General features: G+C 66.4%; 9 protein-coding genes and 1 pseudogene. 3 read left to right on the top strand and 7 right to left on the bottom strand.

Going from position 1 to position 12792, the window contains the following annotated elements:
• Nucleotides 1-454: 454 nt before the first annotated feature.
• The 5 genes and pseudogenes from XCSCFBP4642_RS0105150 to XCSCFBP4642_RS24145 form a co-directional block, all read right to left on the bottom strand.
• Entirely contained in the window at nt 455-1480 is a 1026-nt protein-coding gene (locus XCSCFBP4642_RS0105150; RefSeq protein ID WP_029218853.1) for an XdhC family protein, read from the bottom strand.
• Nucleotides 1477-3684, bottom strand: a complete 2208-nt coding sequence (gene paoC, locus XCSCFBP4642_RS0105145; protein ID WP_029218852.1) for an aldehyde oxidoreductase molybdenum-binding subunit PaoC — start codon at nt 3682-3684, stop codon at nt 1477-1479. Before paoC ends, XCSCFBP4642_RS0105150 begins: the two co-directional genes overlap by 4 nt.
• A gap of 1 nt (nt 3685) precedes the next feature.
• Nucleotides 3686-4636, bottom strand: a complete 951-nt coding sequence (locus tag XCSCFBP4642_RS0105140; protein WP_029218851.1) for an FAD binding domain-containing protein — start codon at nt 4634-4636, stop codon at nt 3686-3688.
• Nucleotides 4633-5274, bottom strand: coding sequence for an aldehyde dehydrogenase iron-sulfur subunit PaoA (paoA, locus tag XCSCFBP4642_RS0105135; protein ID WP_029218850.1), 642 nt, complete (start codon nt 5272-5274; stop codon nt 4633-4635). The genes XCSCFBP4642_RS0105140 and paoA overlap by 4 nt, the downstream gene beginning before the upstream one ends.
• A 317-nt stretch (nt 5275-5591) precedes the next feature.
• A pseudogene (locus XCSCFBP4642_RS24145) lies at nt 5592-6597 on the bottom strand (zinc-dependent alcohol dehydrogenase family protein).
• 276 nt (nt 6598-6873) lie between these two features.
• On the opposite strand from XCSCFBP4642_RS24145, the gene XCSCFBP4642_RS0105125 reads away from it, so the two are divergent.
• A complete protein-coding gene (locus XCSCFBP4642_RS0105125; protein WP_029218849.1) occupies nt 6874-8358 on the top strand; it encodes a GGDEF domain-containing protein in 1485 nt (494 codons plus the stop codon).
• A 100-nt stretch (nt 8359-8458) separates the two neighbouring features.
• Here XCSCFBP4642_RS0105125 and XCSCFBP4642_RS29900 read toward each other — a convergent pair whose 3' ends face one another.
• Entirely contained in the window at nt 8459-8932 is a 474-nt protein-coding gene (locus tag XCSCFBP4642_RS29900; RefSeq protein ID WP_053329522.1) for an ATP-binding protein, read from the bottom strand.
• Between the two features lie 465 nt (nt 8933-9397).
• Nucleotides 9398-10408 (bottom strand): LacI family DNA-binding transcriptional regulator, encoded by a 1011-nt coding sequence (locus tag XCSCFBP4642_RS0105115; RefSeq protein ID WP_029218848.1) that lies wholly within the window; start codon nt 10406-10408, stop codon nt 9398-9400.
• A 92-nt stretch (nt 10409-10500) separates the two neighbouring features.
• Between XCSCFBP4642_RS0105115 and XCSCFBP4642_RS0105110 the strand changes: the two genes are divergently transcribed.
• Together XCSCFBP4642_RS0105110 and XCSCFBP4642_RS0105105 are read left to right on the top strand one after the other, a co-directional pair.
• Nucleotides 10501-11553 (top strand): sugar phosphate isomerase/epimerase family protein, encoded by a 1053-nt coding sequence (locus tag XCSCFBP4642_RS0105110; protein ID WP_029218847.1) that lies wholly within the window; start codon nt 10501-10503, stop codon nt 11551-11553.
• Between the two features lie 19 nt (nt 11554-11572).
• A complete protein-coding gene (locus XCSCFBP4642_RS0105105) occupies nt 11573-12787 on the top strand; it encodes a nucleoside permease (RefSeq protein ID WP_029218846.1) in 1215 nt (404 codons plus the stop codon).
• Nucleotides 12788-12792 lie beyond the last annotated feature (5 nt).

Here is a 12792-nt window from a genome sequence, read left to right as displayed (position 1 = left end):
ATTGGAAACAGAAACAGCAGACATGGCGACGTCTTACAACGTGGAGACGAACCCAGCGTAGAGATCGGACTGTGCGTGCGAGGTGACTGCACACGGCAACTGCGGCGTTGCGTGCTCGCGCAGCACGCGCATGACGCACATCGCTTGCAGCGCCGACGGTTGTGCGTTCGCGATGCCCGGTCCTGTCGGCTGTTACGCATGGGCTTGGCACAGTCAGAAGAACGTTGCGCAGATGCACGCGACGCATGGATCAAGCGCAATGGCGTTGGCGCCGCTCAGTCACGACGATCCGCTTGTCGGCAGCGACCCCGTCACCGGATGCGCGAGGCCAGGTTCCCATCCAATCGTGGCCGTGCGCGGGCGTGTCAGATGCGCCTCGTCGGCATAGGTCTGCCGCTTGTTCGTGAAGCAACACGGCCGCCAGACGCGACAAACCACCCCCCTGTGCCGAACGTTACCTGTCCGCGCGCACGCCTACGAAACTCATCTGCGCGTCTGCCACTGCCTGCGTGGCTTCGGCGATGATGCCGAGCGCGATGGTGTGCGGCGACGACCGCCCCATGCGCCAGCCGGCAGGCAGCCGCAGGCGCGCGAGTGCTGCATCGTCGTGCCCGAGGGCGCGCAGTGCCTGCAGGCGCGCTTCGCGCTTGTGCCGGCTGCCGAGGATCCCGATGCACGCGACGTGGGACGCCAGGCCGCGACATGCGACCTGCAGGTCGGTCTGGCTATCGTGCGCCAGGCTGTACAACACAGTGTTGGCGTCCAGCTGCAAGGCGGCGAGCGCATCGCCCAGCGCGCGGCGATCGTAGTGTTCCGGCGCCAAACCGGGCGGCGGTTCGCTGGGGCCGTGCGGCCGCAGGACACGCAGTTCAAAGCCCATCTGGCTGGCCAATGCCACCAGCACCAATAGCGCCGGATCGGCACCGACCACCACCAACCGCAACGCGGGGCGATGCACGCGTACGAACTCGCTCGCACGCGCGTCCTGGGCGCTGGCGGGATAGCGTACCGCCCCGGTCACGCGGTCGAGCGCAACATGAAATGCACGCCGATGCTGGCGCGCATTGCGCCAGCGTGCCAGGTGCTCCGCCAGGTCCGGCACCGGCCAGACCAGCACGCCGATGCGTCCACCACAGCTGAGCTGGATATCCAGCACCTCGCTGCCTTCGCCGTAGTCCAGCCAGCGCGGACGCCCATCGCGCAAGGCAGCCAGTGCCTCGTGCGCTACGGCCGCTTCCACGCAACCGCCGGACACGTACCCAGCCACCCCGCCGTCGGCGCTGATCGCCATCTCGCTGCCCAATGGCCGCGGCGAGGATCCTTGCACATCGATCAAGGTGGCCATCGCAACGCGCTGCCCGGCACGCTGCCACGCCGTCAAGACCGGCAGCAAATCCTCGTGCAAGGCATAGCCCGGCCACGCTGGCCACGCCGAGTCGGCCGGCGCCCCCTGCGTGACCGGTGCGACTATCGCGCTCACGCGCGCAGCGACTCGGGCAGGTGCGGCAGCAGCTTCTCGAGCGTGACCGGGTAATTGCGCACGCGCATCCCGGTGGCGTGATAGACCGCATTGGCGATCGCCGCCGCCACGCCGCAGATGCCGAGCTCGCCCACGCCTTTGGCCTTCATGGGCGAAGACATCGGATCGCTCTCTTCCAGGAAGATCACTTCCTGGTGCGGGATATCCGCATGCACCGGCACTTCGTATCCGGCCAGATCGTGATTGACGAAGAAGCCGAAGCGTCTGTCCACCGCCAGCTCTTCCATCAATGCCGCACCCGCCCCCATCGTCATGCCGCCGATGACCTGGCTGCGCGCAGACTTGGGGTTGAGGATGCGCCCGGCCGCGCACACCGCAAGCATGCGGCGAATGCGTATTTCCGCAGTGGCGATATCCACACCGACCTCGACAAAGTGCGCACCGAAGGTGGACAGCTGCTGCTGCTTCGCCAGGTCGCCGAACTCGATCCTGTCTTCCACCACCAATGCACCGTTGGCAGCCGCATCGCCAAGCGCGATGCGCTTGCCACCGGCACGCACATGGCCATCGACGAACTCGGCCCTGGCCGGGTCCAGCCCAAGCCGGGCGGCAACGGCCTCGCGCAGTTTCACCGATGCGGCGTAGACGCCGGCAGTGGAACTGTTCGCCCCCCACTGCCCGCCCGAACCGGCCGACGCGGGGAAACTGGAATCGCCCAGCCGCACATCCACCCAGTCCAGCGGCACGCCCAGCATCTCCGCGGCGGTCTGCGCGATGATGGTGTAGGAGCCGGTGCCGATGTCGGTCATGTCCGTTTCCACCACCACGCGCCCACCCTGCTCCAGCCGCATGCGCGCACCGGATGTCATCACCGGCGCATTGCGAAACGCCGCGGCCACGCCCATTCCGACCAGCCAGCGGCCATCGCGCGTATTGGCGGGCCTGGCACTGCGCTTGGACCACTCGAACCGCTTTGCACCCTCCTCCAGACACTGGACCAGCTGCCGCTGCGAGAACGGACGTTGCGGATTTTCCGGATCGACCTGGGTGTCGTTGACGATGCGGAACTGTACCGGGTCCATGCCGAGTTTTTCCGCCATCTCGTCCATGGCGATTTCCAGCGCCATCAGCCCGGGCGCTTCGCCCGGCGCGCGCATCGCATTGCCTTCAGGCAAATCGAGCACGGCCAGCCGCGTGGCAATCAGTCGATTGGCACCGGCGTACAGCAGCTGGGTCTGCGCGGCGGCGATTTCCGGTTCGCCATCGGGCAGGTCGCCAGACCAGGTTTCGTGGGCGATTGCGGTGAGCTTGCCGTCGCGCCCGGCGCCGAGGCGGATGCGCTGTATGGTGGCCGGGCGATGCGTGGTGTTGTTGGCAATCAGCGGCCGCGGCAGCATGACCTTCACCGGGCGCCCGACCTCGCGCGCCGCCAGCGACGCCAGCACCGCATCGGCACGCAGGAACAACTTGCTGCCGAATCCGCCACCCACGTAAGGCGACATGATCCGCACGCGCTCGCGCGGAATGCCGAGCGTGGTGGCCAGATCACGCGCGCCCCAGGCGATCATCTGGTTCGACGTCCAGACACTGAGCGTGTCGCCTTCCCACATCGCGATCGACGCATGCGGCTCCATCATCGCGTGCGAGTGATCCGGCGTGGTGTATTCGGCGTCGAGCTGCACCGGTGCCGCGCCAAATGCACCCGCGAAGTCGCCCACGTTGCTATTGGGTGCGCCGCCGGACTCGGTGACCTTGGCAGCGCCGCGCGCCTTTTCCAGACCATAGGCACCCACGTGGCGACCATAGTCCACCTTGATGAGCTGGCCGGCTGCACGTGCCTGCTCGAAGGTCTCTGCAATCACCACGGCAATGGCCTGGTGGTAATGCTGGATCTCCGGCCCGCCCAACAGTTTGGCGGTATTGAGCTTGCCCTTGTGCAACGCTCCGGCGTTCTGTGCGGTGACGATGCCCAGCACGCCTGGGGCGCTGCGCGCTGCGCTCAGATCGATGCTGCGGATGGTGCCCTTGGCGATGCCTGCACCCACCACATGTCCATAGGCGGCGCGGCCAGGCAGATCGTGATGCTCGTAGGCGTACGGCGCCCGGCCGGTGGTCTTGAGCGGCCCGTCGATGCGGTCCACGGGCTTGCCCACGATCTTGAGTTGATCGGTCGGGTTGGTTCCGGCTGGAGTATCGAATTTCATGTCAGGCCCTCGCGTCGGCCAGGATCGCAGTCAAGGCGCGTTCGACCAGCGGCAGCTTGAATGCGTTGTGTTCGGTGGGCTGTGCGCCTTCCAGCAGCACGGAGGCAATGGCGCGGGCGCCCTGGCGCGATTGCGCTTCGGCCGCCTCGCTACGCCAGGGTTTGTACGCCACGCCACCGACGCCGACACGGGCGGTGCCGTCGCGCTGCACCACGGCAGCCACCGACACCAGAGCAAATGCATAGGACGCGCGATCACGCACCTTGCGATAGACATGCGTTCCGCCCAGTGGTTTGGGCAGCGTCACCGAGGTGATCAACTCGCCTCGTTCCAGGACGGTTTCCAGGTGCGGCGTGGTACCCGGCGGGCGATAGAACTCCGCCAGCGGCACTGCACGGGTCTGCCCGTCCGGGCGCACCGTATCCACCGCGGCATCGAGCACGCGCATGGCGATTGCCATGTCGCTGGGATGGGTGGCGATACAGGACTCGCTGGTGCCGATCACTGCCAACTGCCGATTGAAGCCACCAATGGCCGCGCAACCACTGCCAGGCAGGCGCTTGTTGCATGGTTGGTTGGTGTCGTAGAAATACGGGCAGCGCGTACGCTGCAACAGATTGCCTGCGGTGGTTGCACGGTTGCGCAATTGGCCCGACGCACCTGCCAACAGCGCGCGCGACAACACCGCATAGTCGCGGCGAACGCGCGCGTCGGCAGCCAGATCGGTATTGCGTACCAGTGCCCCGATGCGCAAGCCACCTTCCGGCGTCGCCTCGATGGTGTCCAGGCTCAAGCCATTGACGTCGATCAGATGCGACGGGGTTTCGATCTGCAGCTTCATCAGGTCCAGCAGATTTGTGCCACCGGCGATGAATTTGGCCCCGAGCTGACGCGCGGCCTTGGCCGCAGCATCGGCCGGCGAGGTAGCGCGCTCATAGCTGAAAGCCTTCACGCGCGTTCCCCTGCCACATCGTTGATCGCTTCGACGATATTGGAATACGCACCACAACGGCAGATATTGCCGCTCATGCGCTCCTGCAATTCCGGGGTGCTGAGCTTGGTCCGGGCGGTGAGGTCTTCGGTCACGTGACTGGGAATGCCACGCTTGACCTCATCCAGCACTGCCACCGCCGAACAGATCTGGCCGGGCGTGCAGTAGCCGCATTGATACCCATCGTGTTTGACGAATGCAGCCTGCATGGGATGCAGCATGTCCGGCGTTCCCAGGCCCTCGATAGTGATGACCTTTGCGCCTTGGTGCATCACCGCCAGCGACAGACACGCATTCATCCGTTGCCCGTCCACAATCACCGTGCATGCACCGCATTGCCCGTGATCGCAGCCTTTTTTGGTGCCGGTCAACTGCAGATGTTCGCGCAGCGCATCCAGCAACGTGGTGCGGTTATCCAGGGTCAGCGTGATCGGCTTGCCGTTGACCTCGAACGCGACCTGGCTGGACGTGTTGGCCGGCTCCACCGGCTGCCGTTGCGCCACCGCATTGGCAGCCATCAATTGGGTACCGGCGACGCTGGCTGCGGACGCGGTGCCAGCGATCAATACCTTGCGACGGGTCATCTTGATGTCTTTCATGGCTGGCATCTCCAACAATGCTGGCTTGTACAGTTCTATATCAATGTGCAGGGCCACCGGTCACAGGCGCGTGAGTGCAGCCATGCGCGATTGAGCCTGGGGTCACCCGATTCTGGGGATCGCCTGAAGCAGCATTGAAGTTGGAGTCTGCATGCGGTTGTGAAACGTGCTCAGCATTGGATGCGAGCGGCCGCACCTCTGTATCGATGCGCGATGCGATGAGGCGTCAAGTGTTGGCAGTATCACCTGCGGACCCGAACATATTGCACCGAGCACCGGCCGCGACCGCCTGGCGGTGTGCGCAGCGGGTTGGCTGCTCAAAACTCCAGCACGATCTTGCCCAGGTGGCCGCCCGCCTTCTGCAGCGCGAATGCCTCGCCGATGGCCTCCAGCGGGTAAGCGCGGTCGATCACCGGGCGCAGCGGCAGGCCGTCCAGTGCACGCACCAGGTCCTGCTGGTGCCGCCGGCTGCCGACAACCAAGCCCTGCAGGCGCTGCTGGCGACCCATCATTTCGGCGGTCGGCACCGGGCCGGCGGCACCGGTCAAAACGCCGATCAGGGCGATGTGCCCACCCACGCGCGCCGCGCGGATCGATTGGGCAAGCGTTCCCGGCCCGCCGACTTCCACCACATGGTCCACACCGCGGCCGTCGGTGATCTCCAGCACCTGCGCGGACCACTGGGCATGCTGCCGATAGTTGATGACATGGTCGGCGCCGAGCGCACGCGCCTTGTCCAGCTTCTCGTCGGACGAGGACGTGGCGATCACAGTGGCGCCCATGGCCTTGGCGAACTGCAGCGCGAAGATCGACACGCCACCGGTGCCCAGCACCAACACCGTGTCGCCCGCCTTCAGCCCGCCATTGACGACCAGCGCACGCCAGGCGGTGACGCCGACGGTGGTCAGGGTGGCCGCCAGCGCATGGCTGTAACCGGCCGGCGCATGCGTGAACGCGGTTGCGGCCGCCACGACCGCAGACCGTGCGTAGCCATCGACCCCATCGCCTGGCGTGGTCGCACAACCGGCCTGCAGTGGCTCACCGTCCAGCCACTGCGGAAAGAACGTGGACAACATGATCGCCCACGGCGAACTCGCTGACCTCCAGCCCCACCGCTTCCACCACACCGGCACCATCGGACATTGGAATGCGCCCATCGGCGGTCGGAATGTGCCCAAGCACGACGCCAAGGTCGTGGAAGTTGAGCGAACTGGCCTGCAGGCGCACGCGGACCTGACCACGCGCGGGCTGCCCAGGATCGGGCAATTCGACCGAATGCAGTGCATCCAGGCCGGCGGGATGCGATAGGCGGATGGCGCGCATGGGGGGGGCCGAAGTGTGATCCAAGGACTGGATAGCATGCCTGCCGTGACGCGGATGCAGTCGAGCTGGCTTGCGTTGCTGCGAGTAGTTGCTGCGACGCGCGCATATCGGGCGTCGCAAGCATCGTGAGCAGCCGCCAACCGAGCTGTGGCGCCCTGTTGAGCCGTCAATCACAGATCCGCATGCTGCGCCGGCGCCTGCACGCAATCGCCGCGAGGCGCGCGCGTAGGCTGGCACACCGGTTGCATCACCCTGCTGGACAAACAGGGGGCCACAGTGACGTCAACGACAAAGCGGCGGCGGCAACGTGCACAGCGCATCGCGTTGTGCTTCGTGCTGGTCGTGTCGTGGGCGTTGCTGCTCGGGTCCGAATACTGGTCCATCCACGAGGAGCGTGCGAGCGCGCTGCGTAGTGCGGAGACGCAGTCGTCCAACCTGGCCAATTCGCTGGCGCAGCATGCCAGCGATACCTTGTCGATCGCCGACGCCGTGCTTTCGGGACTGGTGGCGCGTGTCGAACACGACCAAGGCTCTGCACGCGCAGGCGCGGCGATGCACGATTTCCTGGTGCGCGAGGCGCGCCGCTCGGACCGGCTGCATGGCATATTCATCTACGCCGCCGATGGCAGCTGGGTGAGTTCGTCGCTGGACAGCACGCCCCGAACGCACAACAACGCCGACCGCGCCTATTTCAAGTACCACCGCGATCACCGCGATGCGCTGTCGCTGGTCGGCCCACCGGTGCAGAGCCGCTCCGATGGCAGCTGGGTAATGACACTCAGCCGCCGGCTCAACACGCCCGATGGCGAGTTCGCCGGCGTGGTGCTGGTCACGCTGCAACTGAAGTATTTCCAGCATTACTACAGCACGTTCGACGTGGGGCCGCACGGCACCATCGGTATGATCAACGACGATGGCATCGTGCTGGTACGCCGGCCCGACCGACAGGGCGTGGTAGGCGTCTCGATCGCCGGCACCTCCATCTATGTCACCATGCGCGCACGCAAGCACGGCACCGCGACCTATCGCTCGCCGATCGATGGTGTGGAGCGCATCTCCAGCTTCGCGTCGGCGCGCCCGTATCCACTGACCGTGTTGACCGGCGTTGCGGTAGACGACGCGCTGGCAAGCTGGCGGCAAGCAGCACAGCAGCGCATCGTGATCGCCACGCTCGGCTGCATGCTGCTGCTCGGCGTGGGGATCTGGCTGGATCTGCAGCTGCGCCGCATGCACCGCAACGAGGACCGGCTCAGCTCCGAGGCCTGGGTGGACGCGCTCACCGGCATCGCCAACCGCCGTGCGTTCGACTACCGGTTATCACAATTCTTGCAGGACGCTGTGCGCCAGCAGTCGCCGCTGTCGGTCCTGATGATCGATGTCGATCATTTCAAGCTCTACAACGACAGCTATGGGCATGTGAACGGCGATGCCTGCCTGCGCCTGATTGCCGGCGCCATCGCCGCTTGCTCGCGCCGCAGCGATGATGTTGCCGCGCGCTACGGCGGCGAAGAATTCGCCATGATCCTGCCGCATACCGACGCGGCCGGTGCGCTGCGCCTGGCAGATACGGTGCATAACGCCGTGGCCGAACTCGGCTTGATGCATTTGCCCAGCCCGACCAGCGCGCACGTCACTGTCAGTGTGGGCGCCGCCACCTTCGAGCCGGGCGAAGCTCCCCGCACCCCGGATGCCATCGTGCACGACGCCGATTCTGCGTTGTATCGCGCCAAGCAAGGCGGGCGCGATCGGACCTCTGCGTGAGTTGCCAGCGGGTCCGATGTGCGGCTGGCGTGCGCGCCGGTCCCCCTGCCGAGCAGTGCGTGGGCATCAGGTGCGGTGGAGGTGCGTGTCGCACACCCATTTACGCATGAAAATCGATGATGGCCAGCGCGCCTTGGGGAGTGGAGGACTCCAGATGCAGCCGCCATCCGAAGCGTTCGCAGATCCGGCGGATGAGGAACAGCCCCAGTCCCGCACCGCCGCCCTGCTTGACCGACTGCTTCAACGATGCGGTGTAGCGCTGCGCGGCTAATGCAGTATCGAAGCCGTCGCCGGAATCGCGAATGCTCAGGCGATGGCCGTGCAGCCCCACCTCGATCTGGTAGCGCTTACCGTCGAGATAGGCAACCAGCCGATAAGGCCCATTCTCCTGATCGGGCGCCTGTTCTTCGAATGCCGCGCCATCGAGCGCAGGCTGCACCAGCGATGCCAGTGTGCGCAGCAGCGAATCGTGCGCATGGGGAAACTGCCCGGTCTCGGCATCGACGCCATGGAGGTAGCCGGAAGCGGCCAGTACCGAGGTCGCATCCGCGGCCTCGAACCGGGCAGCAGACACCCCTGCCACGCATTGAAAGCCAAGGCGTGCGAGCGTTTGCCGCATCGCGGCGAGATCCGCAGCGGGAACCGCAGGCGGCGTTGCCGCAGGTTCGTCGGTGTCATGCCGTGCGGGGCCGGATCGCACACTGGGTGCTGTCGCGGCATACGCGCACACGCGCTCCAGGCCAGGGCATGCAACTGAGGTCGCGGGTACGGAAGAAGGCCATGGCGAGTTGGTCGGCTTCCTTGCGGCCGGAATACGCGCATGCACTGCGCGCAGACTGGCCCAGGCGTCAGGCTCGGACCGATAGGCGAGTGCCCACGCTGCATCGCGTACCGCATCGTCATCGCCCGCATCGATCGCCTGCAGTGCGGGCACGCGCCAGTGGATCGTGGTCCGGGGGTGGGGCCTGCCCCGCTTGTGCGGGCGATGTCCCTGATCCTGATTCGCGTGAGGCCGGGGGCGCCTTGCCCACCGCTGACGTCACCTACGCCGCGGCGCACCAGTGGACCCACGCAACATCAAGCTGAAATCCAGCGTCTGCTGCGGCGGTACGTCCACCCGTTCGATGATCGCGAGCAGCAGGTTGACCGCGCGGACACCGATCTCTCGCATGGGTTGCCGGATGGTGGTCAATGGGGGCGTGAGGTAGCTGGACGAGGCCAGGTCGTCGAAGCCGGCGATGGACAGGTCATCCGGCACGCGGATGCCCAGGTCACGGCAGGCCGCCAGCGCGCCCAGCGCGGCCTGATCGCTGAAGCAGAAGAATGCGGTCGGCGTGGACGCACGGGCCAACAGCGCCATCGCAGCCGCATGGCCGGATTCCACCGAGAAATCGCCCGGCACCACGACCAGCTTGCGCACGCGGCCGCGCGCCTTGGCGGACGCCCGCGCCCCCTCCAGCCGTTGCTGGTGCAGGGGGTTATCGGGCGGGCCGCCCACCACGGCGATGCGCTCGTGCCCCAATCCATACAGGTGGTCCATCACGGTGCGCGCGGCGGCCGCGTTGTCGATATGGACGCTGGGAATGCCCAGCGCCGGGTCGAACTCGCAGCCGTTGACCACCGGCGCCGCAGCGCCCAGCTGCTTGACGATCTCACGCGCCGTCGGCGGGAGGCGGTGCCCCAGCACGATCAGGCCGTCCGCCTCGTTGCGCCGGAGCATCTGCGCGTAGCGCTCCTCGCGGTCGGGCTGGTGCTGGGTATCGCCCAGCAATACCGCATAACCAACCGCCTGCGCTGCGTCCTCCGCGCCTTGCAGGATCTGCGCAAAGAATGGATTGGCGATGTCCGGGACGGTGACCAGGAGCTTGCCGCTGCGCTGGGTCTTGAGCGTCCTGGCCACCGTATTGGGGACATAGCCCAGCGCCGCGGCAGCCTGCTCGATGCGCGCGCGCGTGTCCGGCAAGACTTTTTCCGGCCGCGAAAGCGCCCGCGACACGGTGCCGGCGGTGACGCCGACGTGCTTTGCAATGTCGTAAATGGTGATTGCCATGCCAGGCCTTCTTTCTGCTGTGCAGTGCACAACGGGTCTTGCGGGATGCCCATGCTAGGATAATTCAATCGATTGCATCGGGGCAAATCACGTTGAAGACGCTCAAAGGTCCAGCGCTGTTCCTCGCGCAGTTCATTGGCGACACACCTCCCTTCGATCGCTTGGACACACTGGCCGGCTGGGCCGCAGGCCTGGGCTACTCCGGCGTACAAGTCCCCACCAGCGCGCCGCACCTGTTCGATCTGGCACAGGCCGCGCAAAGCCAGGCGTACTGCGACGACCTTGCCGGCATGCTGGCCGGGCATGGCCTGCAGATCACCGAGCTGTCCACCCACCTGCAGGGCCAGCTGGTCGCCGTCCACCCCACCTATGCCCCCCTGTTCGACGGATTCGCACCGCCGGACAAGCGCGGCGATCCCGCCGCCCGCCAGGCCTGGGCGGTGGAGCAACTGCTGCTGGCTGCCAAGGCCAGTCAGCGCCTTGGCCTGACGGCGCATGCCACGTTCTCCGGCGCGCTGGCCTGGCCTTACCTCTATCCCTGGCCGCAACGCCCGCCCGGGCTGGTGGACGCCGCGTTCGCCGAACTCGGCCGCCGCTGGCGCCCCATCCTGGATGCCTTCGACGCCTGCGGCGTGGACCTGTGCTTCGAGATCCACCCGGGCGAGGACCTGCACGACGGCGTGACCTTCGAGCGCTTCCTCGATGTCGTGGACCACCACCCGCGCGCCAGGATCCTGTACGACCCCAGCCACCTGCTGCTGCAGCAGATGGACTACCTGGGCTTCATCGACCGGTATCACGCGCGCATCGGCATCTTCCACGTCAAGGACGCGGAGTATCGCGCCAGTGCGCGCAGCGGCGTCTATGGCGGCTACCAGGACTGGATCGATCGTCCGGGGCGGTTCCGTTCGCTGGGCGACGGCCAGATCGACTTCAAGGCGATCTTCTCGAAGTTCGCGCAATACGATTTCCCGGGCTGGGCGGTGCTGGAATGGGAGTGCTGCCTGAAGCATCCGGAAGACGGCGCACGCGAGGGTGCCGCGTTCATCCGCGACCACATCATCCGCGTTACCGAACGCGCCTTCGACGACTTCGCCGACAGCGGCGCCGATCCGCAATCGCTGCGCCGCATGCTGGGGATCTAGAAGCCTGGGAGGGCAAACCATGACGCACACCATGTCGCGCTTGGGCGCGATGATGTTTTTGCAGTTCTTCATCTGGGGGGCATGGTTCGTGACGCTGGGCACGTACCTGGTGCAGGGTCCGCTGCAGGCCAGTGCGAGCCAGGTGGCAACCGCCTTCCTCAGCCAGTCCATCGGCGCCATCGTGGCGCCATTCCTGGTCGGCCTGGTCGCGGATCGCTACTTCGCGGCGCAGCGCATCCTCGCGGTGCTGCACCTCGCCGGTGCGGTGCTCATGTGGATGGCGTCCACGGCGACGAGCTTCGGCATGTTCTCCGCCTGCGTCATGGCCTACATGCTGCTGTTCATGCCGACGCTGGCGCTGGCCAACAGCGTGGCGATGTGGCATATGCAATCGCCTGAAAAGCAGTTCCCGTCGGTGCGGATGGCCGGCAGCGTCGGCTGGATCGTGGCGGGCGTGCTGATCGGCTGGCTGGGCTGGGAACAGGCGCACCGGCTCGAACTGACGTTCCGGATGGCGGCGATGGCATCGCTGGCCCTGGGCCTGTATGCCTTCACCCTGCCGCACACGCCGCCGCTGGCGCGGCAGCGCGACGCCGGGCTGGGGGAGATCCTGGGACTGGACGCGCTGCGGCTGTTGAAGTCGCGCTCCTATCTGGTGTTCTTCCTTGCATCCATCGCCATCTGCATCCCGCTGGCGTTCTACTACAACTTCACCAACCCGTATCTCAACGATCTGGGTGTGCGCGGCGCGGCCGGCCTGCAATCGCTGGGACAGGTGTCCGAAGTCCTGCTGATGCTGGCCATGCCGATGCTGTTCGTGCGGCTGGGGGTCAAGACGATGCTGGCGCTGGGCATGGCGGCGTGGGTGCTGCGCTACGCGATGTTCGCCTTCGGCGATGCGGGCAGCGGCTTCTCCCTGCTCATCATCGGCATCCTGCTGCACGGCATCTGCTACGACTTCTTCTTCGTCACCGGCCAGATCTACACCGATGCGCACGCCGGCCCGGCCACGCGCAGCAGCGCGCAGGGCTTCATCACCCTGGCCACGTACGGCGTAGGCATGTTGATCGGCACGTTCCTGTCCGGCGCGGTGGTGGAGCACTACACCACGGCGGCCGGTCCGAACTGGCAGCAGATCTGGCTGTTCCCCGCAGGCGTGGCGCTGGTCGTGCTGGTCGGCTTCCTGCTGCTGTTCCGCGACCGGCCGGTCGCCGCCGCCCCTTCCACGCGCTGAGGCCC

The sequence above is a fragment of the Xanthomonas cassavae CFBP 4642 genome, assembly GCF_000454545.1.
Taxonomy (GTDB): Bacteria; Pseudomonadota; Gammaproteobacteria; order Xanthomonadales; family Xanthomonadaceae; genus Xanthomonas; species Xanthomonas cassavae.
Note: the sequence above shows the minus strand (reverse complement) of the source record. Positions and strands in the feature narration are given on the sequence as shown.